Genomic DNA, 23,381 nt, shown 5'->3' on the forward strand with positions numbered 1-23,381 from the left:
TGAGGAATTTTCCACGTAACGGCATGAGGTTCGGGCAACTCGGGACGCGAACGACGCTCAGATTGGCACCGATTGTGCGAGCCTGCCGCCGGTGCGCACCGCTTCGCAGCGAGTGGCGCGCCCGGTCTTGTCGTCGGTCTCGACATAAAAGCCGCAGAGCGTCACCGGACCGCGCGCGGGCGAGAAGCGTTCCTTCGCCATGCCGGTCACGAAACGGCGCATCGGTTCGGCCTTTGCCATGCCGATGACGGAATCGTAATCGCCGCACATGCCCGCATCAGAGAGGTAGGCTGTGCCCTTCTCGAGAATCTGCGCATCGCCCGTGGGCACATGGGTATGGGTGCCCACGACAACGCTTGCACGCCCGTCGCACCAATGGCCCATCGCCATCTTCTCCGACGTCGCCTCGCAATGGACATCCACCAGGGCAGCCTGCACCGCCCCGCCCAGCGGGTAGCGCTTCAGCTCCGCCTCGATGGCCGAGAAGGGGTCGTCGAAGGCGCGTTTCATGAACACATTGCCCAGCACCTGCGCCACCAGCACCTTGCGCCCGCGCCGGTCCTGAAACACCCGCGCGCCCTTGCCCGGCGCTTCCTTGGCGTAGTTCACGGGGCGGATGATGCGCGGCTCGCTCTCGATGAAGCGCAGCATGTCCTTCTGATCGAAGGCGTGATCGCCCAGCGTCACCACATCCGCGCCCGCATCCAGCAGAAGCTTCGCGTGATCGCCGGTCAGCCCCATGCCGCCCGAGGCGTTCTCGCCATTGACCACGACGAAATCGAGGCGCCACTCCTCGCGAAGTTTCGGCAGGGTTTCGGTGATCGCGGCGCGGCCCGCGCGGCCCATCACATCGCCTAGAAAGAGTATCTTCATGGCCCGATTAGATAGAACGCGGCGCTGGGGAGAGCAATGGGCGGCGCGCATCGGCTGCATGATGATGATGACGATTTCTCATGCAGGCGCGTCGGTTGCGGGCTTTGCTCTGCCCCGCTTGAGCCCTAGAACGGGGGCAAGGAAAACGGGAGCGCGATATGGCCGACGACGTGCAGGTGATCTTTACCCCCTCTGGAAAGCGGGGGCGCGTGGCGCGTGGCACAAGGGTGCTCGCGGCGGCGCGCAAGCTGGGGGTCGACCTCGATTCCGTCTGCGGCGGGCGCGGCGTGTGCTCGAAATGCCAATGCACGCCCTCCTTCGGGGATTTCCCGAAACTCGGCCTGCATGTGGAGCCGGACGCGGTCAGCCCGCTCAACGCGGTCGAGGAACGCTATGACCGGATTCGCGGGCTGAAACCGGGGCGGCGTCTGGGCTGCCAGACCGAGATTCTCGACGACGTGGTGATCGACGTGCCGCCCGAAAGTCAGGTCCACAAACAGGTCGTGCGCAAGGCGGCCTCAGAGCGCGTGATGGAAATGGATCCGGCGACGCGGCCCGTCTATGTCGAAGTCGCGGAACCGGATATGCACCGTCCCGAGGGCGACCTACAGCGGCTCTCGCAGGCGCTCGAAAAGCAGTGGCAGATCAAGGGCGTGCGCGCCGATCTTGATGTGCTTCGGATGCTGCAGCCCGCGCTGCGCAAGGCCGAGTGGAAGGTCACCGTCGCGATCCACGATGCGGGAGACGGGCCGCGCGTGACGGGCATCTTCCCCGGCGTGCGCGAGGTGCCGCTCTACGGGCTGGCGATCGACCTCGGCTCGACCACGATCGCGGGGCATCTGGTCGCGCTCGATGACGGGCGGGTGCTGGCGAGCGCGGGTGTGATGAACCCGCAGATCCGCTTCGGCGAAGACCTGATGAGCCGGGTCTCCTACGTGATGATGAATCCCGGCGGCGATCAGGAAATGACCAATGCGGTGCGGGACGCGATGGGCGATCTGGCGCGGCAACTGGCGGAAGAGGCTAAGGTCGAGACGGGTGAGATCGTCGAGACGGTCGTCGTCTGTAACCCGGTGATGCACCACCTGCTGCTGGGCATCGATCCGGTCGAACTGGGTCAGGCGCCCTTCGCGCTGGCCACCTCGGAAAGCCTTGAATTCGCCGCGCGCGAAATCGGCATCGAGGCCAGCCCCGGCGCGCGGGCCTATATCCTGCCGCTGATCGCGGGCCATGTCGGCGCGGATGCGGCGGCGGTTGCGCTGTCGGAGGCCCCGCAGAAGCGCGACGACCTGTCTCTGATCGTCGATGTCGGCACCAATGCCGAGATACTTCTTGGGAATAAACAACGGGTTCTGGCCTGTTCTTCACCCACCGGTCCCGCCTTTGAGGGCGCGCAAATCTCCAGCGGCCAGCGCGCCGCCCCCGGCGCGATCGAGCGGATCGAGATAGATCCCGCGACCAAGGAGCCGCGCTTCAAGATCATCGGCAACGATCACTGGTCGACCGATCCGGACTTCGGCACGCCGAGGATCACCGGCATCTGTGGCTCGGGCATCATCGAGGCCGTGGCCGAGATGCGGATGGCCGGGATCGTGGACACCTCGGGGCTGATCGGCTCGGCCGAGCAGGTCGGCACGCCGCGCTGCGAGCCGAACGGGCGTACCCATGAATACGTGATCTATGACGGCGGCGAGGAAGGCCCGCGCATCACCGTCACCCAAGGCGACATCCGCGCGATCCAGCTGGCGAAATCCGCGCTCTATGCGGGCGCGCGCCTGTTGATGGACGAAATGGGCGTGGACACGGTCGACCGCGTGGTGCTGGCGGGCGCGTTCGGCGCGCATATCTCGCCAAAGCACGCGATGGTGCTGGGGATGATCCCGGATGCGCCGCTGGGTCACGTCACCTCGGCGGGCAACGCGGCGGGCACGGGCGCGCATATGGCGCTGTGCTCGGTGAAGGCGCGGCGCGAGATCGAGGCGCAGGTGCATCAGATCACCAAGGTCGAGACCGCGATCGAGCCGCGTTTCCAGGAGCATTTCGTGGCCGCGAACGCGCTGCCGCACGCGACCGCCCCCTTTCCCGAGCTGCGCAAGATCGCACCGCTTCCGGAGGTCAGCTTCAACACCGGCGGGTCCGGCGAGGATGGCGGGCGCAGACGGCGCAGGCGCGGCTGAGGCGGGCCTTCGGGCCTCGCCTCGGGGCGCTGCGAAGCGCCCGATTTCAGGCCGGATCAGGCTGCACACGGTTTCGTGATAAGACATAAGTGATCGGCTCGCCCCCGGCGCGCCGTAACCCTTGTGCTTTGGCGGGAACAACCGTCGCTCAACAGGGAAGGAAAACCTATGTCCATGAAATTCCGCGCATTCGCCGCATCACTCACCGCAGCTGCAACGCTGGGCCTTGCCCTGCCCGCGCTGGCAAACCCGATGGTCGGTGGCGCGAAAATGTATGAGAGCAAGCCGATCGCAGCCAACGCCTCGGCCGCTCCGAACCTCACCACGCTGGTCGCCGCGGTGAAAGCGGCGGGCCTCGTCGACACGCTGGCAGGCCCCGGCCCGTTCACCGTCTTCGCACCGACCAACGCGGCCTTCGACAAGCTGCCCGCGGGCACCGTCGAGACGCTGGTGAAGCCCGAGAACAAGGAAATGCTTACGCATATCCTGACCTGCCACGTCGCCAAGGGCGTGATCACCGCCGAGAACATCATGGCGACCGTTCAAAAGGGCAACGGCATGGCCACGATCGAAACGCTCGGCGGCTGTAACCTGACCGCGATGGTCAAGGACGGCATGGTAATGCTGAAGGATCCGAAAGGTGATGTCGCGACGGTTCAGACCGCTGACGTGAAGCAGTCGAACGGTATGGTCCATGTGATCGACACCGTGCTTCAGCCGAAGATGTAAATCGACCCCGCGCCTCGTCTCCCTTTTTTCGCGCGGCGCCTGGCGTCCGGTGAGTTGATCCTCGCCGGGCGCTTTTTCATTGGAGGGCACGAGGACCCGCGCGATCCCTCTTGACCGTGGCTTTCGGCTGGAATACCTCTGCGCTCGCACCATGCGGGTATGATGTAATGGTAGCCTGTCAGCTTCCCAAGCTGAACGCGCGGGTTCGATTCCCGCTACCCGCTCCAGCTCCCTCGAAATCGTAAGAGACTGATTTCTGGTGAAAATCACACCAGAGACTGAGCATGCCGCCATTTCGCTGCGAAACGGGAAAACGGACAGTACGCGGGAGAATGGAGGATCAGCGGCAAGCCGAGTTCGGCATCCACCTGCTCCCGTCTCCAAGACACTCGGGGACATTTCACCGAGTCGCCGTCACTCAGAGGTCGGGCATGCCCTTCACGCGGCCAAACCGCTTCTGCGCGGCGATCCGGAACGGGGCGTTGGCCGCACCGAACCCCTCGTAGCCGCCCCGCCTTTCGAGGATTTCGAAGAACATGCCCCCTGCGAAGGGCCGCGAGTAGAGCTGAAGAAAGGCGCCGTGCGCATCCTCGTCATAGAGGACATTGGCCGAACGCAGCCGCTCCAGAAAGTCGGATGACAGGTCGAAGCGCGCTTCGAGATCGGCATAGTAGTTGGCCGGCATCGGCAGCGGGTCGAAGCCCAGATCGGCCAGCGCGGCGGCGGTCTCGAGCATATCGTCGGTTCTCAGAGCCACGTGCTGCACAGACGCGCCGAAGCCATGCGTCAGGAAATCGCCTGCGAGGGTGCGATGGGTCTCGGCTCCGTTGAGCGTAACCTGCAGGCCCTTTCCATCGGGGCGCGCGCGCGATGCGATGGCTTGGCTGCGAACGAGCCCGTCCGGGTCGATCACGTCGACCATCGGAGCTTTCTGCATGTCGAACAGCGTCGTGTAGAACAGCGCCCAGCTGAGCATCTCGTCATATTCCATCGTCTGCGCCACATGGTCGATGGAGGTCAGGCCAGCGTCTCGGTTCGACATGTCTTCTGCAGGCTCGAACTCGACGTCCCAGACTTCGCTGAGACCGCTCGAGGCATCCACGAAATGCAGCACCGAGCCCCCAAGCCCACGGATCGCCGGGATGTCCAGTTCCCCCGGCCCGACGGGCTGCGAGAAGGTATCGGCGCCGAGCGCACGCGCACGCGTGACCGTCGAGACCGCATCCGCGACCTTGAGGCCGATGTCGCAAACATTGGTGCCGCGCGCGGTCCAAGTGGAGGCGGCAAAGCCCGTGGTCTCGGAATTGATGAGAATGCGGATATCGCCCTGACGCCAGACTTCCAGCATCTTGTTGCGATGCCGCCCCGACATGCGGAAGCCGAGGGTCGTGAGCAACGTCTTCAGCGCCTCCGCCTCCGCGCCCTGCGCCGCGAACTCGATGAACTCGACCCCGTCCACGGCGACGCGCGCGGGAATTTCGTCGATCTTGTCTTCCAGCCCGGGCTCGGTGCGGCGAACGTCATCCATCAGCGCCACCAGCGAGCGGTAGCCGTCGCGTGCGATGGTTCGCGTCGGGCCGCCGCGGAACTGGTCGTTGAAAATCTCGAGGCTCGCCGGTCCGTCATAACCGGTGGCCATCACGGCGCGCATGAAGCCGGTGACGTCCAGATCGCCTTCGCCCGGCATGTTGCGGAAGTGGCGCGACCAGTAGAGCAGGTCCATGTCGATCGCCGGAGCATCGGCAAGCTGGACGTAGAAAATCTTGTCGCCCGGGATCCGCCGTATCGTATTCGGGTCGATCTTGCGGGCGAGCGTATGGAAGCTGTCGAGGATCAGCCCGAAATTGGGATGATCGGCCCGGCGCACCACTTCCCACGCATCGCGGTGGTCCCAGACATGGCGCCCCCAAGCGAGCGCCTCGAACCCGACGCGAATGTCGTAGCCTGCGGCAAGCTCGCCCAAGGCGGCGAAATCATCTGCCATCCGATCGATCCCGCCAAGCGCCTCGGCATGAACCGAGGAACAGACCAGCATGTCGCGGGTGCCGAGTTCGCGCATGAGCTCGAATTTGTGCTCGGCGCGCCTCAAAGCGCGGTGACGTAGCGGCTCCGGGAGGCCCTCGAAGTCGCGGAAGGGTTGGAAGAGGAAGATCTCCAGCCCATGGTCGCGCACCATCTGGCCGACCTCGCGCGGCCCGCCGTCATGGGCGATGAAATCCTGTTCGAAAATCTCGATCCCGTCGAATCCCGCTGCAGCAATCGCCTCCAGCTTTTCCTGCAACGTTCCCGAGATCGAGACAGTGGCGATAGCGGTTTTCATGGGAGGCCTCCTTTCAGGATGTGGCCGGGTCGGTTTTCGCGAGGTCGCTGCGCAAGCGGGCGACGTCGAGCGGCAGACCCGTGAAGAGCTTCCAGGCATCGACGCCCTGCCAGATGAACAGCTCGTAACCCGGGATGACCTGCAGGCCCGCCGCCTGTGCTGTGGTGAGGAATTCGGTCTCGACCGGTGTGTAGACGGCGTCGAAGGCCCATGCGCCGGTGATCGCGGATGCCGCAAGTGGCGAGCCCGGATGGCCGGTCATGCCGACCGGGGTCGCGTTGATGAGGCCTTCGGCGCCTTCGGACATCTCGGCGGCGTCCCGCCCCACGGTGACGCGAAGTCCCGGTTTCGCAGCTTCCAGTTCCGACGCGAGAACCTCGGCCTTCTCGATGTCGTGGTCGGCAAGGCGGATCTCTGAGGCGTCGAGTGCAACAAGCGCGAAGGCGATGGCCCGCCCGACGCCACCGGTGCCGATAAGCAGGGTGGCTCCGGGCGGAGTGCTCCCCCGCGCGGCGCGGTAGGCGGAGATGAAGCCGGAGTGATCGGTGTTGTGGCCCTCAGGTCCGCCGGGTTCGAAAAGGACGGTATTCACCGCGCCCAGCCGCCGCACCATCGGGTCGGAGATGCGGACCAGCGCCGCCACCTTCTCCTTGTAGGGATAGGTGATGTTGAGCCCCCGATAACCCTGTGCGGCGCAGTTGGCGAGGATCGTCGCGTGATCCTGACCAAGCTCGCGCGGGACAAGCCGGTCATAGGTCACCTTCCGTCCGTTCTGCAGCCCTGCCAGCCGGTGCAGGCGCGGGGCCTGCGAGACGGCGATATTGTCGCCGATCAGACCTAGCCGGATGACCGCGTCGTCCGACGCGGCCTCGGAAGGGCTTACCGGGGCAGGCATCACTTGGCGCCTTTCACGAGCTGGGCGATCCGGGTGATCGCGAAGCCGTAACCGGAGATGCCGAAGCCTTCGATCTTCGCCGTCGCCGCTTTCGAGACATAGGACGGATGACGGAATTCGTCGCGCCGGAACAGGGCCGAGACGTGAACCTCGAAGATAGGCCCGTCGAAGATCAGCAGGGAATCGAGGATCGCGATGGAGGTCGAGGTGAAGCCCGCCGGGTTGATCAGGATGGCGCAGGCGTTGGTGCGAGCCCATTGGATCCAGTCGACGATTTCGCCCTCGTGGTTGGATTGGCGGAAGTCGATTTCCACCCCCGCCGCAGCGGCCGCATCGCGGCTCAACCGCTCTGCATCCTCAAGCGTGTCGTGCCCGTAGATCTCCGGCTGGCGGGTGCCGAGCAGGTTCAGGTTGGGGCCATTGATGACCAGGATCGGAAGGTCTTTCTGGGCCATGTGAGGTCTCCTGATTTGCGGCCTGTCAGCCGCCGTAACCGTAAAGCCGGGGCAGCCACAGCACGGTGCCCGGCACGAAAGTGATGATCGCGAGTCCGACGATCATGATGATGAGGAAGGGGACGAGATGCCGGATCGTCTGACCTATCGGGGATTTGGTGATCCCGCTGACGACGAAAAGCAGCAACCCATAGGGGGGCGTTGCGAGCCCGATCATCGTGTTGACCACGACGACCACTCCGAAATGCACCGGGTCCACGCCGAGCGAGACCGCGGTCGGCAGCAGGATCGGCACGATCACGAGGAGGATCGCATTGGCTTCCAGCAGGCATCCGAGAACCAGCAGGAGCACGTTGACCAGAAGCAGGAAGGTGACGCGGTCGAGCTGCATGTCGCCCAAGGCGCCGCGGATCTCGTTCGGAATCTGCTCGACCGTGACCACGTAGTTGAAAGCCAGCGCCCCTGCGATCAGGATACCCACGCTCGCCGTGGAGCGAGCCGATTGGCACACCGTCTCATAGGCTGCGCGCAGGCTGACGGAGCGGTAGAGGAAGGTCGAGATCAGGAAGGCGTAGAGCGCAGCGAGTGCAGCCGCCTCGGTCGGCGTGGTGATGCCGCCATAGATGCCGACCAGAAGGATCACCGGCATCAGCAGGGCGGGCACGGCGCGCAGCGTGATGCGGGGCATCTCGCGCACCGGCACGGGCACTTCCACCGGGAAGTCGTGACGCCGCGCCTGAATGGCGTTCATTACCATCAGCAGAAGCGCGAGGATCAGACCGGGCCCCACGCCGCCGAGAAAGAGGTATCCGATCGAGGTGTCGGAGACGAGCGCGTAGAGCACCATCGGGATCGAGGGCGGTATGATCGGGCCGATGATCGCGGCGGCTGCGGTGATCGCCCCGGCATAGGCCGGGGGATATTTCCCGTCCTTGGTCATCAGCTGGATGATGATCTTGCCGATCCCCACCGCGTCGGCGATGGCCGAGCCCGACATGCCCGAGAAGATCAGCGAGGACACGACGTTGACATGGCCCAACCCGCCCCGGAAGCGCCCCACCAGCGCGCGGCAGAAATCCAGCAGCCGGTCGGAGAGCGAGCCGATATTCATCAGGTCCGCCGCGAAGATGAACAGCGGGATCGCCAGCAGGACGTAGGAGCCGTAGAGCCCGCGCAGAACCTGCTCGGCGGCGATGCTCATGTCCTGCTGTTCGAGCAGAAGATAGAGGATCGAGGCCCCCAGCATGGCATGCCCGATCGGCAGGCCGACGATGGCGGTGGCGACAATGGCCGCCACGGCGAGGGTGAATTCCCAGCTCATTCGGAGAAATCCTTGCGCGCGACATGCGTCAGGTCGGGATTGTCATCTTCGGGGCCCTGGCCGCGCAGCTCTTTGATCAGGATCCAGCCATAGCGCAGGATCGTGACCGCCGTGAAAATTGCGAAAACGGAGAAGACGTAGCTGAAGGGGATCTTCATATAGGCTGTCTTCTCGATCTTCATGAAGGAGATGTAGCTGAGGACATCCGGCAGCGAGGCCGCATAGACACCAACGATGAAGAGCGAGAACAGGATGCGGAACACGCGGCGCACCTTGGGCCGCACCGCGCCGTAGATGATGTCGAAGCGGATCTCGTCTTCTTCGCGCGCTGAGACGGATTGCCCCCACAGCACGACCCAGAGCCACGCGATGACGCAGAGCTCGACCGTCCAGCCGACGGGGTGGTTCAGGACATAGCGCATGAAGACCTGAACGATGAAGGCCAGGAACATGGCGGCCAGAAGCAGCGCCGGAACGGCGTCTGCCAGACGGCGCGCTACGTTCCGCCAGCGGCGGCTCGTGTTTTGCATCGGTTTGCCTTTCGAGGGGCGAAGGGCCCGCATGGCCCCCCGCCCTCAGTGTGTCCGGGGGTCAGGCCTGGATCGCGTTGATCTGTTCGAGCATCCCCTCGGGCCAGCTCTTGGCGAAGTCGCTGGCGAGATACTTCTTCTGGGCGTAGTCCCGGAAGGCGGCGCGGTCGGGTTCGTAGACCTCGAGGCCCTGTTCCTTGAAGAAGTCCACCAGTTCCTGCTCGCGCTTGAGGTGTTCCTCGGTGCTGGCGGCGATTTCCTTGTCCACGGAGTCCTTGAGCAGCTTTTGCTGATCGGCGCTCATGTCGTCCCAGACCTTCTTGGAGATACCAAGCACGTCGAAGCCGACGAGGTGGCTGGTCAGGGCGATCTGGCTCGTGACCTCGTAGAACTTCATGTTGTAGTCGTTCGGCAGCGGGTTGTCCTGACCGTCGATCGCCCCGGTCTGGAGCGCGGTATAGACCTCGGAATAGGCCAGCGGCGTCGGGCTGGCGCCGATCGCCTCGCCAAGGAACTGCCACGCGTCGCCGCCCGGCATGCGCAGGGTCATTCCCTTCAGATCTTCGGGCGTGTTGATCTTCTTCTCGGGCTTCAGGTTGACCTGGCGCGCGCCGAAATAGACCGGCGCGAGGACATGCAGCCCGGCCTGCGCGGCGAGATCGTTCAGCTGCTTGCCCACGTCGCTGTCGAACACGGCTTTCATATGGGCCGCATCGCGCAGCACGTAAGCGGCAGTCAGGATCGACCATTCCGGCACCTGATCGGCCAGCTTCTGCGGCGCGACGAGGCCCATTTCCAGCGTCCCGCGCTGGATCGAGGTCAGTTCACCCCCCTGCGGCACGAGCGTCGACTGGTTATAGACCTGCAGGTCGAAATCCTTGGCGACATCCTCGGAAATGCGGGCGAAGGCCTTGGCGCGAATGTCGTTATTCGACACCACCGAAGACAGGCGGAGCCGTTTGCGATCTTGAGCGAATGCAGTGCCTGCCATCAGGGTCGCGGCTGCGCCAGCGGCCCCTGTCGCCAGCACGCTGCGGCGAGTCAATTTGGTCATAGTTCCTCCCTTTCGCCGCATCGAAAGCGGCTCATTCAATTCGGCATCTCAAATTTCATATGTCAACTTTAAAAATATCATACATTTTTATTTTTGCCGGACAAAATCACGAGCGGGTGTTCTTCTCCACCCGCTTGCCGACTGTCAGACGCCGTCGTTCAAAGAGATCAGGGAACGCGACCGGTCGCCAGAATGTGGTCGACGCCGCTTTCGACATGGGAGATCAGCAGCTCTACGGCCGCATCCGCATCGCGGGCCAAGGTCAGGTCGCGTAAGCGAATGTGGTCTTCCTTGGCCTTCTCGCCGCGGAATTCCAGAATGATCATGTGATAGCGCATGAAGCGATCGAAGACCGAGGAATGCGTGCGCATCAGGTTCGGCCTGTCGCATGCCGCGATCATCGCGAAGTGGAAATCCCAGTCGTGACGCACCCAGGGTTGCACCGGCCCGTCGCCGCCCGCGATCAGCTCGCGCTCGATCGTTTCGAGTTTGTAATGCGAAGACACGACGCCCGCTTCCCACTCTATGTCGCCATTCGCGATGGACTGGCGAAGAGCGTGGGTCTCGAGCAGCAGTCGCAGGTCGGCCAGATCCCGCAGGTCGGCCTTGCTGATCGGTGCCACCTCGAAGCCGCGCTGCCCCTCGGCGGTGACGAGCCCTTCGTTCGTCAGGCTGCTGAGCAATTCGCGCAGGGTCGTCACGCTGATATCGTATTTCTTGCGCAGCAGATCGAGCTTTAGCTTCTGCCCCGGTTTGAACCGCCCATGCACGATGTCGCCGCGCAGGCGCCGGTGGGTGATGTCACCGACGGTCTCCCCGGGATGTCCACTGATATCGAACTTATGTATCTTCACGTCGCGCGTCGATCTATTGCCATTGCCTTCCGCTTATCGCCTTGCGCGAGGCATCATCCAAGCAATTTATCCGAATTCAGGCGCAATCCGCTGAACGTGCGACAACCTTTGCTACCGAAAAACCACCGGCGACGGCGCAGCCTCATGCAAGCAGCCGAAGGGTTTACGAGCTGTGCAGACACGTCCCTACTGCGCCAGCCCCCGGTAATGCGCCACCAGTTCGTCCGAGTTCGCGGGGCTGAGGACGCGTTTGCCCGCTTCGATCTCCTTGGCCATCTCGACAACCTTGCGGTTCATCGGCGCGGCTTCCCCCTTCGCTTCGAGGATATCGACAACGAGCCCGTTCACCTCGTCGACCTCGGCCCGCCTGCCCTTGCGCCAGTCCTGCAGCGAGGTCGTCAGCGTGTCTTCGCGCGAGAAAGTGCGCAGCACCTCGTCGAAGATCTCGTCCACGTAGCGCTCAGGGTGATTGCTCATGACCGGCGGCATCCCGATGATCGGCATGACCGTGGCGCCGTCGGCCAGCGCCGCGTCCATCGCCTCGTAGCCTGCCTTGCGCATTACCTCGAGAAACTCGGGCTGGCGCGCGGCATCGTTGAGTGCCGTGTCGATGATCGCCGAGGGGATCAGCTCCGCCGCATTCACCACGAGCTTCATCCATTTGGCGGAGTGGATATCCTCCACGACTTCGACGGTGCCGGAATGGCGCAGGATATTGGCGACCTCCTCCACGCGCGGCTGCTGCTCGGGGTCGAGCGCGCCCAGCGCGAACCAGCTTTCATCGGTGTCGTTCTGGCGCGTGGTGATGCCGGGTTCCCACATGTTCGAGGCGATCTCGATCACCGCGCCGATCGTGCGATGCTTGCCGACGATCTCTGCGATCGCCTCTTGGGTCATACCGTTCTGCAGCCCAACGACGAAGCCGTCCGCTGCCAGAACCGGCTTGATCATCTCCGCCGCCCAGCGGGTATCGTAGGCCTTCACCACCATGAAGACGAGATCGAAAGGTTCCTTAATTTCGGCGATCTCGCACAGGTGCAGCGCCTTGACCGGCGTGTGCAGCTGGCGGGTCGGCATATTGACCGTCAGGCCGTTCGCCCGCATCGCTTCGACATGCGCGGGCCATTGGTCGATGAAGGTGACGTCCAGACCTGCGAGCGTGAAATCCGCCGCGATGGAAGCGCCCTGCGCACCGGTGCCGATGAAGGCGATGCGCGGGAATGGGGTTTGCTTGGTCATGGGTCGCGTCTCCTCGGTTGCGGTCATTGCATGATCATCCCGCCGTCGATCTGCAGGCATTGGCCGGTCATGTAATCTGAGTCCGGCGAGAGCAGGAAAGCCACCGTTCCGGCCACATCTGCGGGCGTCGAAGTCCGGCCGAGCGGGATTCCGGCGGCGAAGTTGCGCAGCGCCTCGCCCGGCTCGGAAGAAACACCCATTTCCATCAAGTCCTTGTCGAGCACCGTCCAGAGATCCGTCTCCACCACACCCGGCGCGAAGGCGTTCGCGGTGATTCCGTGCGGGGCAAGGGTGCGCGCAGCCGCCTGAGTCAGGCTGATGACGGCGGCTTTGCTCGCACAATATGGGGCGAAATCACCGAAGCCCGCGCGACCGGCCATCGAGGCGGTGTTGATGATCTTGCCTTTCCGCTTGGCCGCGATCATCGCCTTCGCGGCCTCCTGAATACCGATCAGCACGCCCATTCCGTTGACCGTCATGATCTGGTTCCAGTTCTCCTCGGTCGTCTCAAGAAACGGCTGCGGGCGGTTGAAACCTGCGTTGTTTACGATGGCATGGAGAAAGCCGAACTCCGCCTCGCAGGCGGCGATCGCGGCCCGGGTCGCCGCCCGGTCGGTGACGTCGGTCTTGCAGAAAATCGCGCGACCGCCCTCGGCAGTCAGGGTCTTAGCCGCCTCCTCGCCTGCCGCGTCGTCGAGATCGGCGATCACCACGCCATATCCAGCCGCCGCCGCACGCCGGGCGATTTCGAGGCCGATGCCCCGCGCAGCCCCCGTGACGACGACGCCTCCCATCTCGTCTTTGTCCGACATGGTAGCCTCCCTGCTCACTCGGTCCGATGCAGCACGAAGTCGTAATTGGACTCCCACAGCGTCTCGCCGTTTTCGACCGGGGTGAACTCGGCGATCAGGGATTCCTTGACGCCGAACACCGCATCCGAGGTCAGGTATTTGTCGCCCGCCACGAAGGTATGGGTCGTCACCGGATCGAAGCCCTCGGCGCTGACGATGAAATGCATATGCGCCGGGCGATACGGGTGACGCCCGAGCTGGCCCAGCATCTTGCCCACCGGACCGTCGTCGGGTATCGGATAGGAGACCGGCTTGATCCCCTTGAACCAGTAGCGCCCGTCCGGCCCCGTGGTGAACACGCCGCGATTGTTGTTGCGCGGCTGAATGTCGGGCTGCTGGACGTCATAGAAACCGTCCTCGCTATCCGACCAGACGTCGATCCGCGCACCTTCGACCGGCTTGCCGTCGAGATCGGTGACGGTGCCATAGAAGCGGCAGGTCTCGCGTCCGCCCGCTTGGGTGATGTTCGCGCCCATCTCATATTCCGGCACGTCGTCGACATGGAATGGCCCAAGCACCGTGTTCTCGGTCGCCCCGGTGGGGCGGCGGTTGTTGATCGCATCGACCAGCATCGAGACGCCCAGCACGTCGGAAAGCAGGATGAACTCCTGACGGTTCTCGTCGCAGATCTGTCCGGTCTTGGTGAGGAAATCGATCGCGATGTCCCACTCGGCTTGGGTCAGCTCGACGTCTTTCACAAAAGCATGCAGGTGGCGGACGAGGCTCGCCATCACGGTCTGGAGGCGCGCATCGGTGCTCTCCGAAACCCGGGCGTTGACGGTTTCGACCGAGGCGTCCTCGGTGAAATAGGCGATCTTCGGCTCTTGGGTCATGTCATTCATTCCTATCAGGTCGTGATGGGCCGCTGACCGGCATGGGCGCGGGTCAGCAGGGCGAGAATGCCGTCGCGCGTGACGTCGCGCGGGTTCTTGTAGGGGTTCTGGACGGCCATATCGGCGGCGCGCGCCAGATCGCTTTCCTTGAGGCCATAGTCGGCCAGCGCGAGAGGGGCGCCGATGGAGCGCGCGAAGTCGTAGAGTCCGCCGCCCAGATCGCCGCCGAACAGCTCGGTTGCTCGGGCGAGCTGCGCCGACGCGGCCTCGGCGTTATAGGCGGCGGTATGCGGCAACAGGATCGCGTGGGTCTCCGCATGGGGCATGTCGAACCCGCCGCCGAGCGTGTGGCAAAGCTTGTGATGCAGCGACATGGCGACCGCGCCCAGCACGGTACCGCACAGCCACGACCCGTAGAGCGCATCGGCGCGGGCATCGCGATCCTCCGGCGTCTCGACGATCCGCGGCAGCGCCGATTTCAACGCACGCAGCCCTTCGACCGCCATCAGCGAGGTGACGGGGTTCGCGTCGGGCGCATAGAGCGCCTCGACCGCGTGGGCCATCGCGTTCAACCCGCTCGCGACGCTCATCGCGACCGGCAGGCCCAGCGTCAGATCGGGATCGTAGATCACGGTTTCCGGGCGGATCTTGGGATCACGGACGGTCGTCTTCTGCCCGTTCTCTGTCTGGCCGAGAATGTCGGTCACCTCGGAACCGGCATAGGTCGTCGCGATCACCACCTGCGGTGCGTCATTGCGCCACGCGATGGCCTTGCCCAGACCGATGGTCGAACCACCGCCGAGCGCCACGACGCAATCGGCTTTGGTCTCGTTATAGACTTCGAGCGCGGCCTCGGTCACGGCGACCGGCGTGTGCATCGCGGCATCAGTGAAGGTTCCGGCCGCCATCTCCCCGAGCTTGTTCGCAAGCGCCTCGGCATCGGTTTTCTGGAACGGCGTCGACAGGATCAGCGCGCGGGCGCAGCCCAGTCTCTCCACCTCCTCGGCGACTTTCGCCAAGGTCCCGGAGCCAAAGACGATGCGCCCCGGAGTGGATGTGTAGATGAACGCTTCAGGCATGGTTCCTCCCTGCGCCTCGCACAGACGAGGCGTTGAATTGAGCCAGCGTGGGCCGCGAGGTTACTCCTCGCGGCGCCGACGCGCGGTCGTGTAGATGAGCGCCGCCACGAGGATCAGCACCCCCTGGAAGCCGTATTGGTAGGCCTGCGACAGCCCGAGGAAGGACACGGCGTTGAGCACTTCGGTCAGAAGCACCGCGCCCAGCAGCGAGCCGATGAAGGTGCCGCGCCCGCCGAGCAGGCTGGTGCCGCCCAGCACGACCGCGGTGATGCTGCCCAGCGTGTAGTTCACGCCCTGCGCCGGATCGCCGACGCCGATCTGCGCCATCAGCATGATCGCCCCGAGCGCAGTCAGCAGCGACACGGCGATGTAGCCGAGCACGAAGGTCCGGTCCGTGCGCACACCGATCCGACGTGCGGATTCCTCATGCGAGCCGACCGCGCGAAGCTGCCACCCTGCCCGCTTGCGGCGCAGACCCAGCTCCATCGCGATGGCGATCGCAATCATCACGACGAAGGCGACAGGCACGGGGCCGAAGCTGCGGGTGAGCGTGTCGATCACGTCGAAGGAGATGTAGCCGCCCGGGCCCTCACGCAGCACGAAGCTCATGCCCTGCAAGCCGATGAACATCGCCAAGGTCGCCGCGATGGGGGTAAAGTTGGCAAACCGGATCAGTACGCCGTTGATCAAGCCGACGACGATCGCCGCGCCGAACATCAGGGCGAAACCGAGCGCCATCGTCGTGGCCGGGCTGCCATCGTTGATGAAGAAAGACCCGATCACCACAAGGAAGCCAGCGAGCGGCCCGACCGACAAGTCGATCCCGCCCATCAGCAGGGCAATAGTCTGCCCCAAGGCGATGAAGCCGAGCGCGGTCGCAAGGATCAAGATGTTCGAGACGTTGAAGGACGACAGGTAATTCTCGTTCTGCGCGCTTACGAACAGCGCGAGCAACACAGTCACCAGCGCAAGCGGCACGATCGTCGCATTGTCGGTCTGCACGAAATGGCGCAGTTTCGCGCCAAAGCCCTCTTTCGCCCGATGCTCTTCATCGACGTGATGCGCATGCGTGTCGGCCTCGACCGCAGCCCCGACGATGCGGGCCTCGGTGATGTCGTCGCCGCGCAGGGTCTCGACGATGCGGCCCCGCGACATGACCAGAACGATGTCGCACAGCCCTTCCAGTTCCGCCGCATCCGAGGAGTTGACGATCACCGGGGTTCCCGCGTCGGAGACTTCGCGCAGGATCCGGTAGATCTCGAAACGCGCGCCGACATCGACGCCCTGCGTGGGCTCGTCGGCCACGATGAAGCCCGGCTCCGAGAGAAGCGCGCGGGACATTACGATCTTCTGCTGGTTACCGCCCGAAAGCTGGGACACCTTCGCCTCGACGCCTGCGGCCTTCACCGCCAGTGAGGAGAAGACCTCCTGCACCTTCTGCATTTCCTTGCCGCGATCCAGCACGCCGCCCGAGGCATATTTGTCGAGCGAGGCGAAGGTCGCGTTTTCCCGGATCGTCAGATCCGCGGCGAGGCCTTCCGAGTGGCGATCCGACGGCATGAAGGCCGCCGCGTGTTTCAGCTCTTTCGATGCGAGCGTCCGGCCATGAAGCTTGATCGCGCCGCGATAGGGCTGAAGGCCCACCAACGCGCGCATCAGATCGGACTGGCCGTTGCCCTCGACACCGGCGACGCCGATGATCTGACCGCGCCCGAAGGCGAAGGACACGTCCGAGAATTTACGCCCGCTGAGGCCTTCGACCTCGAAGTTAATCGGGGGATTGGCGTCGGCGCATTTCGGCGGGAAGGCAGAGGCAAGACGGCGCCCGACGATCAGGTCCAGAAGCTGCGAATTGCTGATCTCGCTCGCCGGCGCGCTGCCCCGGTGGCGGCCATCGCGCAACACGGTCACGCGGTCCGCGATCTGACGCAACTCGGCGAGACGGTGGGTGATGTAGATGACGGCGGTGCCGGAGGCTTTCAGCGCCCGCACCTTCGCGAAAAGCATATCCGTCGCGTCCTGATCAAGCGCGGCCGTCGGTTCATCCAAAATAAGCACACGCGGCTGTACGGCGAGCGCTTTCGCCAGTTCCAGCAGGTGTTTCTGCGCGATGGTCAGGGTATCGACACGCGCGTTCAGCGGCACCTCGAGGCCGACCTCTTCCAGCAGACGCTGGCCGACGCGGTCCTTGCGGTCGCCTTGGAAGACAGAGGCAGGCAGAGAAACCTGCAGGTTCTCGAGCACCGTCATGTCGGGCAGGATTGCCGGGTGCTGATAGGAGATCGCGACGCCAAGCGCCGACGAGCTTTCCGGCGAGAGCGGCATCACGTCCCGCCCGTCGAATTCGATCCGACCGGTGCTAGGCTGGAGAACGCCGGTGATCAGGTTCATCAGGGTCGATTTCCCGGCCCCGTTCTCGCCCAGGATCGCATGCACCTCGCCTGCGTGAATGTCGACGCTCACGTCGCTCAGGGCGCGGACCGCCCCGAAGGATTTCGACACGCCGCGCAAGCGGATCACGGGGGTGCCCGTTGACGTTTCGCGGAGCCCGTCCGCCTTCTCCATCGGTTCGATTTCAGCCAATGCTATCATCCGTTTAGTTCCGCCGATCTGAGGGGGTTGGCGCGGCAGTCTCCGGGCGGATCGCGCCGCCCGGAGACAGGGGGAGGTTACTGGCCGACGGCCTTCGCCTGCTCGTCACCCGAAAGCTGAGCAGAGAGATAGATCGCGCCGGGCAGATCCGAGCGACACTGGACGGGGTTGGGATCCCCATCGGTCGAGTCCTCGAAGTTCGGAGCCTTGAAGATTTCCTCCGACGGCGGGGTGCCACCGGTCGCTTCCGCGATCGCCCATTGCACGGCGAGGCGAACGTTGTCGTTGCCGGTCGCGACCGTGAAGAGCTTGAAATCGGGGTTGTCGGCGTGGGTCTTCTCCCAGAAGCAGCCGAGCGAGTTGCCGTCCGAGGTCGCGAGCGCCGGGATCGAGCGGTCGAAGTTCGCGAACACCGGCAGCGCGCCCACGAGCGACGGCCCGAAGTCGGAGACGATGACGTCGATATTGTCATGCTGCGCGATGGCGGCCGACAGCACCTGCTGCGTCAGAGACGGATCCCAGTTGGTAACCGCGAAGGGGTCCGGGTTCAGGAACTTGTAGCTGTCGTCGAGGATGTTCTTCATCCCCTTCAGCTCGTCCAGACCCTGGCTGTTGCCCGCCGGGCCCGACAGGAACAGGATGTTCGCGCCGTCCGGGAAGTTCTCCTTGATCCACTTGCCCCAGCTTTCGCCGTCATAGACGAAGTCGGCACCGACGAAGCGGGTGTAGTTCTTGCCAGCCTCACCGCCAACATTCACGCGGTAGGGCACGACGACCGCGCCGGAGCGGTAGGCTTTGGTCAGTGCAGGCAGGATTGCCGGGCCCGCATCGCCGAAGACGACCATCGCGTCGACACCGCGCGCCGCCATCGAGTTGATGTCAGAGATCGCCTTCTGCGTGTCACCCTGACCGTCGGCATAGTAGTAGTCGGTGATGCTCCGGCATTTCGCCGCTTCCTCCTTGCCCGAAGCGGTCGTCACCAGACGCCAGCTATTGCCCCCGAAACCGTCGAGCAGCGCCAGCGAGGCTTTGTTCGGGCCGCACCAGGAGGGTGCGTCCTCTGCGCTGGCCGCCGAGGCCGAGAGGGCAATTCCAAGCCCCAGCGCCATATAGGCAGCGCATCCTTTCAGGTTAGACAGTTTCATGGTTCTCCTCCTCTGTAGAACTTGTCTGTTCTTTCTTGAAACGGTTCGTCCATTCGATCGAGTAGACCCCGATGCCGAATACAAGAGCGAGCGCCTGCACGATGGTCTGCGCCGAGTAAGGCACACCGATCGACAGAGCGAACTGGCTGAGCTGATTGAGAAAGAAGGCGGCGATCACGACCGAGATCGGAAAGCCGCGCCCTCCCAGAAGCGAGGTTCCTGCCAGCACCACCACGGCGACCGAAGGCAGAAGCAGGCTGTTGCCCTGAAATGCCGTGGGTTCGCGGGTGATGCCTGCGATCAGGATGCCCGCGGTGCAGTAAAGGATCTGCGCCGCCACATAGGCCATCGCCTGATACGGTTTGACGCTCAGACCCGCCGCGCGGGCCGCCTTGGGATTGGCCCCGATCGCCTCGAAGCGACGGCCAGCCACCGTCTTTTTCAGGCCGAAGGACACGAGGGCCAGAATGGCGAGGGCGAACAGCACCGAATGGGGAATACCCAGGGTCTGACCGCCCGCGATATGGGCCAGCAGGTTCGTCGTGATCCGCGGCACGCCGCCCGAGATCGCGAAGACCGCCGAGAACAGAAGCGCGTTCATCCCGATGGTCGCAACGATCGCGTTCAGGCGGAAATAGGCGACCATAATGCCGTTGAGCACCCCCGCGGCGAGCGCGAAGCCGACCGCGATGATCAGGGCGGGCAGAAGCCCCGCGTCCTGCCCATTGGGCATGTGGGTCGCGATCACCACCGCGAGCGATACCGAGCCCGGCACCGACAGATCGAAGCCGCCCTGCTGCACCACCAGCATCTGGCCGAGCCCGACGATGCCAAGCACCGCCGCGAAAGGTAGGCTGCCCATCAGCGACCCGGCGGTGACCGCCGAGGGCGCGAAGATGATGCAAAGGAGGATGAGCGCCAGCGTCGAGGCGACGATGGTCACGAAGCCCTTCGACAGGGACATCGAAAAAAGTCCCATCGAACCTCCGAAGCTATGCGGCGTCGTCTCAGCCATGTTTTTTTCCTCCTCCCTCGCGTCGCGTCTCAGCTGATTTCCAAGGTGACCTTGACCGCCTTGTCGGGCGACTTGCCCAGCTCCAGCGCGGTCATCGCGTCATCGATGTTGTAGCTGTGGGTCTGGATCGGCGAGAGATCGAGCCCGGTGCGCTCCAGGAACCGGATCGCCGCCGGCCAGACGCCGGGCGACCCGATGCAGCCTTTCACGTTGAGGTTCTTGATCTGGATCTTGCCGAGCTCGACCGGGAATTTCTGGCCGATATTGATGCCGACCATCGAGACATCCCCGTCGTCGCGGGCATAGTCGAAGACATTGGCCAGCGAGGCCGGATGGCCCGCGCATTCGACCACCAGATCGGCGCCGCCCTTGGTCATCTCCTGCACCGCTTCGATCGGATCGCCATCGGTCGGGTCGATCGTCGCATCCGCACCGAGCTTCATCGCGATCTCGCGGCGCAGCGGCACCGGGTCGACCACGATAACGCGCGCACCCATGCCGATCGCGGCGGCAGCCGAGACGAGGCCGATCGTGCCGCCGCCAGAGACGACGACCGTATCCGCCGCGCAGACGCCACCATGGCGCATCACCGCGTAATAGCCGCAGGTGAAGGGCTCGATCAGCGCGCCTTTCGCGTCATCCACCGCATCGGGCAGCTTGTGCAGCCATTCGGGACGCGCGGCGAAGAATTCACGATCCGCACCGTCCATCGAGAAGCCGAAGTGGTGGATGCGCTCGGGCGTGTTGATCACGCATTCGCCGACCACACGATCCCCGGGCTTGAGACCGTCGACATTCTTTCCGACTTCGACGACTTCGCCGACCCATTCGTGGCCCGGAACGACCGGGTAGGAAATCGGGATGATGTATTGACCGGCCAGCAGCTCGTAATCGGAATGGCAAATCCCGACGCGGCGCGACTGGATGAGCACCTCGTTGTCGGTGATGCCGGGCGTCTGCACCTGCGTCACGATGGGCTTGTTTGGTTCGTCGAAGATCAGGGCTTTCATGTCAGGCTCCAACTTTCGCTGCGGCGGGTTGCGCCACGCGTTCGATTTGACCACTGCGGGAGGAGGCGAAGACCGCCTCGAGCAGCGCGATATTGTCGACCAGATGATCGGCGGTGATCGGATAGGTTTCCTGTCCGCGCACGGCGCGGGCGAAACTCACCAGGTTGTCCTTCACAGGCTCGGCCTTGCCGATCTCCACGGTCTCGATCGGGCCACCGGCCATGGCCGAGGTCACGATCCAGCCGTCAGGCGCTTCGACATGCGCCTTGTCGCGAATGTCGATCCAGCCTTTCGATCCGTAGACAGTGAAGCGGGACATGAACGGGTTCGACAGCGAGGCCGACACGTAGGAGGTCCCGCCCCCGGCGAATTTCACATAGGCCGCGACCGTGTCGCCCTGCGGCAGTTCCGAAGACAGCTGCTCACAGATGCACAGCACGCTTTCCGCGCGGCCCAGAAGGCGGACCGACAGATCGAGCAGGTGGATGCCCGTCGCGGTCATGCCGCCTGCGGGTGCTTCGCTCGCCTGAACGCGCCAGTTGCTCGGGTCCATGCCGACGAATTTGTCGTGGCTGAAATTGGCCTCGATTTGCTGGATACGGCCTAACTCACCCGCATCGGCCTTCGCCAGCATCTCGGCGATCGGCGGCTCCCAGCGGCGCTCATGGCCCATGCCGAGAACCAACCCGGCCTCGGCGCAAAGCGCGACCGAACGGGCGGCTTCTTCGGCGGTGAGCGCGAGCGGCTTTTCGCAGAAGACATGTTTGCCTGCCGCGACGGCCTTGGCGATCTGATCCGTGTGCAGCGAGTGCGGCGTCGCCAAAACGACAGCCTCGACCTCGGGATCGTTCAGCGCATCGGCGTAATCCGCGCTGAGCGTCACGCCCTTTTCGGCGCAGAGATCGCGCACCGCATCCGTGTTCGGCTCTACCGCGCGGACGACCTTGATGTCATCAGGGGCGCTCGACAGAACGGCGAGCATCTTCTGCCCCCACCAACCCAGCCCGACGAGGGCGATTTTGACCGGCCCCGACATCAGCGGTTATCCACGCGCTTGGAGAACGGACGGATCGAGACGGACTTCCACAGACCGACCTTCGCGAAGGGGTCGTTGCGGTTGAACTCTTCGACCTCTGCGAGGCTGTCGGCCTCCAGCACGAAGCAGCTGCCGATCATGGTTTCCTCGTCATCGGCCAGAAGCGGGCCCGAGATCACCGTCTTCACCGGCGCCTGAGCCAGATAGGCTTTGTGGTCCTCGTAATTGGCCAGCCGCTTGTCGACGGCACCGTCATGGTCGAGGCAATGGATCACGTAATGCATCTCAGTCTCCTCACTTCGCCGGAATGATCTTGCGCTCGCGCAGCTCTTCGAAGACGTCGAAGAAGCTGTCGGGCGTGCTCTGATAGGCGTCGAAGCCCAGCTTCCGGCTGTTGGTCATATCGGTGAAGCATTCCAGTTCGCGGCCGAGATCGGCGTCGCTGTGCCACCACGAGGCCAGCTTGGTCACAGGGATGTCCTGCAGCCCATATTGTGCGACCATCTCGGACCAGATCGCGGGCGCATCCGCCATCTGCTCTTCGAGCGGCGTCGTGTGACCGGGGTATTCCGCGACCTCGAGGCCGAAATACTCGGCGATCCGCGCCCAGAGCCACGTCCAGCGGAAGACATCGCCATTCGCAGTGTTGAAGGGCGTGTTCGCAGCTTCCGGCGTCGTCGCGGCCCAGTAGAACTGTTTGGCGAGGATGCGCGCGTCGGTCACATCGGTGACCGCGTTATATTGCTCGGGCGAGCCGGGATAGAGGAACGGCTTGCCGGTGTGCTTGCAGATCGAGGCATAGACCGCGAGCGTGACCGCCATGTTCATGTAATTTCCGACCGTGAAGCCGATCATCGTGTGCGGGCGGTGCACCGACCAGGTGAAGCCGTATTTCTCGGCCATCTCCAGCAGCACATCTTCCTGCGCGTAGTAGAAGTTCGGCCCCGGCAGACGCGGGCTCGATTCGAGGAAAGGCGTGTAGGGCGTGACCTTGGCGTAATCGTCGAACGCACCGAGGTAATGCTTGAGCCCCGTCACCAGCGCGCCGTGCTTGATCGGCGCGCCTGCGATCCCCTCGAAGAGGTTGCGCACCATCATCCCATTCACGCGGACGTTCTCTTCCTCGTTGGCCTGACGCGACCAGGTGCAATAGAACACATGCGTCACGTCTTTGGCCGCAGCCAGCGCGGCCTTACTGGCTTCCGCATCGGTCAGGTCTGCGGCAATGTGCCGGTCGGACCACTCGAGATCGACATCGCTGCGCGACACCGTCACGACCGTCCAGCCGTGAGATTTCAACTCGCGCGCGGTGTAGCTGCCCGAGAGGCCGGTCGCCCCGACAATCAACGCAATATTCTGTTCAGCCATGGGTC

Annotated in this window: 21 protein-coding genes and 1 tRNA gene; 3 read left to right on the forward strand and 19 right to left on the reverse strand. The window is 64.1% G+C overall.

Annotation, left to right across the window (positions count from 1 at the left end; all coding sequences use genetic code 11):
• Nucleotides 1-57 precede the first annotated feature (57 nt).
• Entirely contained in the window at nucleotides 58-873 is an 816-nt protein-coding gene (locus tag BMI88_RS07590; RefSeq protein WP_078522877.1) for a TIGR00282 family metallophosphoesterase, read from the reverse strand.
• Between the two features lie 158 nt (nucleotides 874-1,031).
• Here BMI88_RS07590 and BMI88_RS07595 point away from each other — a divergent pair, with 158 nt between their 5' ends.
• From BMI88_RS07595 to BMI88_RS07605, 3 genes are all read left to right on the forward strand, one after another.
• Nucleotides 1,032-3,050, forward strand: coding sequence for an ASKHA domain-containing protein (locus tag BMI88_RS07595; protein WP_078547521.1), 2,019 nt, complete (start codon nucleotides 1,032-1,034; stop codon nucleotides 3,048-3,050).
• Nucleotides 3,051-3,224: 174 nt separating this feature from the next.
• Nucleotides 3,225-3,779 (forward strand): fasciclin domain-containing protein, encoded by a 555-nt coding sequence (locus tag BMI88_RS07600; RefSeq protein ID WP_078549685.1) that lies wholly within the window; start codon nucleotides 3,225-3,227, stop codon nucleotides 3,777-3,779.
• A gap of 153 nt (nucleotides 3,780-3,932) precedes the next feature.
• Nucleotides 3,933-4,006 (forward strand) — tRNA-Gly (locus BMI88_RS07605).
• Between the two features lie 191 nt (nucleotides 4,007-4,197).
• Here BMI88_RS07605 and BMI88_RS07610 read toward each other — a convergent pair.
• The 18 genes from BMI88_RS07610 to BMI88_RS07695 form a co-directional block, all read right to left on the reverse strand.
• Nucleotides 4,198-6,099, reverse strand: a complete 1,902-nt coding sequence (locus BMI88_RS07610) for a sugar phosphate isomerase/epimerase and 4-hydroxyphenylpyruvate domain-containing protein (protein ID WP_078547523.1) — start codon at nucleotides 6,097-6,099, stop codon at nucleotides 4,198-4,200.
• A gap of 13 nt (nucleotides 6,100-6,112) precedes the next feature.
• The gene (locus BMI88_RS07615) at nucleotides 6,113-6,994 is read right to left on the reverse strand and encodes a shikimate dehydrogenase (RefSeq protein ID WP_078547525.1); all 882 of its coding nucleotides are present in this window, start codon (nucleotides 6,992-6,994) and stop codon (nucleotides 6,113-6,115) included.
• A complete protein-coding gene (locus tag BMI88_RS07620) occupies nucleotides 6,994-7,449 on the reverse strand; it encodes a type II 3-dehydroquinate dehydratase (RefSeq protein ID WP_078547527.1) in 456 nt (151 codons plus the stop codon). Before BMI88_RS07620 ends, BMI88_RS07615 begins: the two co-directional genes overlap by 1 nt.
• A gap of 25 nt (nucleotides 7,450-7,474) precedes the next feature.
• Entirely contained in the window at nucleotides 7,475-8,770 is a 1,296-nt protein-coding gene (locus BMI88_RS07625) for a TRAP transporter large permease (RefSeq protein ID WP_078542689.1), read from the reverse strand.
• On the reverse strand, nucleotides 8,767-9,300 hold the full coding sequence (locus tag BMI88_RS07630; protein ID WP_078549687.1) for a TRAP transporter small permease subunit: 534 nt from the start codon (nucleotides 9,298-9,300) through the stop codon (nucleotides 8,767-8,769). Before BMI88_RS07630 ends, BMI88_RS07625 begins: the two co-directional genes overlap by 4 nt.
• 61 nt (nucleotides 9,301-9,361) lie before the next feature.
• Nucleotides 9,362-10,354: a TRAP transporter substrate-binding protein DctP gene (dctP, locus tag BMI88_RS07635; RefSeq protein WP_078522948.1), complete on the reverse strand. Its 993-nt coding sequence runs from the start codon at nucleotides 10,352-10,354 to the stop codon at nucleotides 9,362-9,364.
• Between the two features lie 167 nt (nucleotides 10,355-10,521).
• A complete protein-coding gene (locus BMI88_RS07640; RefSeq protein ID WP_078522949.1) occupies nucleotides 10,522-11,208 on the reverse strand; it encodes an FCD domain-containing protein in 687 nt (228 codons plus the stop codon).
• A gap of 186 nt (nucleotides 11,209-11,394) precedes the next feature.
• Entirely contained in the window at nucleotides 11,395-12,447 is a 1,053-nt protein-coding gene (locus BMI88_RS07645; protein WP_078547530.1) for a 2-dehydropantoate 2-reductase, read from the reverse strand.
• A gap of 23 nt (nucleotides 12,448-12,470) precedes the next feature.
• Nucleotides 12,471-13,259, reverse strand: coding sequence for a glucose 1-dehydrogenase (locus tag BMI88_RS07650; RefSeq protein ID WP_078547532.1), 789 nt, complete (start codon nucleotides 13,257-13,259; stop codon nucleotides 12,471-12,473).
• Nucleotides 13,260-13,273: 14 nt separating this feature from the next.
• Complete coding sequence (locus tag BMI88_RS07655) at nucleotides 13,274-14,131, reverse strand: intradiol ring-cleavage dioxygenase (protein WP_078547534.1); 858 nt, start codon at nucleotides 14,129-14,131, stop codon at nucleotides 13,274-13,276.
• Between the two features lie 14 nt (nucleotides 14,132-14,145).
• Nucleotides 14,146-15,210: a maleylacetate reductase gene (locus BMI88_RS07660; protein ID WP_078547536.1), complete on the reverse strand. Its 1,065-nt coding sequence runs from the start codon at nucleotides 15,208-15,210 to the stop codon at nucleotides 14,146-14,148.
• Nucleotides 15,211-15,270: 60 nt separating this feature from the next.
• Complete coding sequence (locus tag BMI88_RS07665; RefSeq protein WP_210402019.1) at nucleotides 15,271-17,793, reverse strand: ATP-binding cassette domain-containing protein; 2,523 nt, start codon at nucleotides 17,791-17,793, stop codon at nucleotides 15,271-15,273.
• Nucleotides 17,794-17,879: 86 nt separating this feature from the next.
• Entirely contained in the window at nucleotides 17,880-18,947 is a 1,068-nt protein-coding gene (locus BMI88_RS07670; RefSeq protein ID WP_078547538.1) for a substrate-binding domain-containing protein, read from the reverse strand.
• Complete coding sequence (locus BMI88_RS07675) at nucleotides 18,934-19,962, reverse strand: ABC transporter permease (protein ID WP_210402020.1); 1,029 nt, start codon at nucleotides 19,960-19,962, stop codon at nucleotides 18,934-18,936. Before BMI88_RS07675 ends, BMI88_RS07670 begins: the two co-directional genes overlap by 14 nt.
• Nucleotides 19,963-19,991: 29 nt before the next feature.
• A complete protein-coding gene (locus tag BMI88_RS07680; RefSeq protein ID WP_078547540.1) occupies nucleotides 19,992-20,972 on the reverse strand; it encodes a zinc-binding dehydrogenase in 981 nt (326 codons plus the stop codon).
• Nucleotide 20,973: 1 nt separating this feature from the next.
• Entirely contained in the window at nucleotides 20,974-22,008 is a 1,035-nt protein-coding gene (locus tag BMI88_RS07685) for a Gfo/Idh/MocA family oxidoreductase (RefSeq protein ID WP_078547542.1), read from the reverse strand.
• Complete coding sequence (locus BMI88_RS07690; protein WP_078522957.1) at nucleotides 22,008-22,292, reverse strand: YciI family protein; 285 nt, start codon at nucleotides 22,290-22,292, stop codon at nucleotides 22,008-22,010. The genes BMI88_RS07685 and BMI88_RS07690 overlap by 1 nt, the downstream gene beginning before the upstream one ends.
• Nucleotides 22,293-22,302: 10 nt before the next feature.
• On the reverse strand, nucleotides 22,303-23,376 hold the full coding sequence (locus BMI88_RS07695) for an SDR family oxidoreductase (RefSeq protein ID WP_078547544.1): 1,074 nt from the start codon (nucleotides 23,374-23,376) through the stop codon (nucleotides 22,303-22,305).
• Nucleotides 23,377-23,381: the final 5 nt, after the last annotated feature.

This window comes from Thioclava sp. F36-6, from assembly GCF_002020305.1.
Taxonomy (GTDB): Bacteria; Pseudomonadota; Alphaproteobacteria; order Rhodobacterales; family Rhodobacteraceae; genus Thioclava; species Thioclava sediminum.

What these genes read in the sequence shown, in the direction of transcription:
- dctP (WP_078522948.1), bottom strand. Translation starts at nt 10,354, where the DNA reads ATGACCAAATTGACTCGCCGCAGCGTGCTGGCGACAGGGGCCGCTGGC.
- BMI88_RS07670 (WP_078547538.1), bottom strand. Translation starts at nt 18,947, where the DNA reads ATGAAACTGTCTAACCTGAAAGGATGCGCTGCCTATATGGCGCTGGGG.
- BMI88_RS07590 (WP_078522877.1), bottom strand. Translation starts at nt 873, where the DNA reads ATGAAGATACTCTTTCTAGGCGATGTGATGGGCCGCGCGGGCCGCGCC.
- BMI88_RS07595 (WP_078547521.1), top strand. Translation starts at nt 1,032, where the DNA reads ATGGCCGACGACGTGCAGGTGATCTTTACCCCCTCTGGAAAGCGGGGG.
- BMI88_RS07650 (WP_078547532.1), bottom strand. Translation starts at nt 13,259, where the DNA reads ATGTCGGACAAAGACGAGATGGGAGGCGTCGTCGTCACGGGGGCTGCG.
- BMI88_RS07600 (WP_078549685.1), top strand. Translation starts at nt 3,225, where the DNA reads ATGAAATTCCGCGCATTCGCCGCATCACTCACCGCAGCTGCAACGCTG.
- BMI88_RS07615 (WP_078547525.1), bottom strand. Translation starts at nt 6,994, where the DNA reads ATGCCTGCCCCGGTAAGCCCTTCCGAGGCCGCGTCGGACGACGCGGTC.
- BMI88_RS07625 (WP_078542689.1), bottom strand. Translation starts at nt 8,770, where the DNA reads ATGAGCTGGGAATTCACCCTCGCCGTGGCGGCCATTGTCGCCACCGCC.
- BMI88_RS07660 (WP_078547536.1), bottom strand. Translation starts at nt 15,210, where the DNA reads ATGCCTGAAGCGTTCATCTACACATCCACTCCGGGGCGCATCGTCTTT.
- BMI88_RS07655 (WP_078547534.1), bottom strand. Translation starts at nt 14,131, where the DNA reads ATGACCCAAGAGCCGAAGATCGCCTATTTCACCGAGGACGCCTCGGTC.
- BMI88_RS07630 (WP_078549687.1), bottom strand. Translation starts at nt 9,300, where the DNA reads ATGCAAAACACGAGCCGCCGCTGGCGGAACGTAGCGCGCCGTCTGGCA.
- BMI88_RS07695 (WP_078547544.1), bottom strand. Translation starts at nt 23,376, where the DNA reads ATGGCTGAACAGAATATTGCGTTGATTGTCGGGGCGACCGGCCTCTCG.
- BMI88_RS07610 (WP_078547523.1), bottom strand. Translation starts at nt 6,099, where the DNA reads ATGAAAACCGCTATCGCCACTGTCTCGATCTCGGGAACGTTGCAGGAA.
- BMI88_RS07675 (WP_210402020.1), bottom strand. Translation starts at nt 19,962, where the DNA reads ATGGCTGAGACGACGCCGCATAGCTTCGGAGGTTCGATGGGACTTTTT.
- BMI88_RS07645 (WP_078547530.1), bottom strand. Translation starts at nt 12,447, where the DNA reads ATGACCAAGCAAACCCCATTCCCGCGCATCGCCTTCATCGGCACCGGT.
- BMI88_RS07685 (WP_078547542.1), bottom strand. Translation starts at nt 22,008, where the DNA reads ATGTCGGGGCCGGTCAAAATCGCCCTCGTCGGGCTGGGTTGGTGGGGG.
- BMI88_RS07620 (WP_078547527.1), bottom strand. Translation starts at nt 7,449, where the DNA reads ATGGCCCAGAAAGACCTTCCGATCCTGGTCATCAATGGCCCCAACCTG.
- BMI88_RS07690 (WP_078522957.1), bottom strand. Translation starts at nt 22,292, where the DNA reads ATGCATTACGTGATCCATTGCCTCGACCATGACGGTGCCGTCGACAAG.
- BMI88_RS07680 (WP_078547540.1), bottom strand. Translation starts at nt 20,972, where the DNA reads ATGAAAGCCCTGATCTTCGACGAACCAAACAAGCCCATCGTGACGCAG.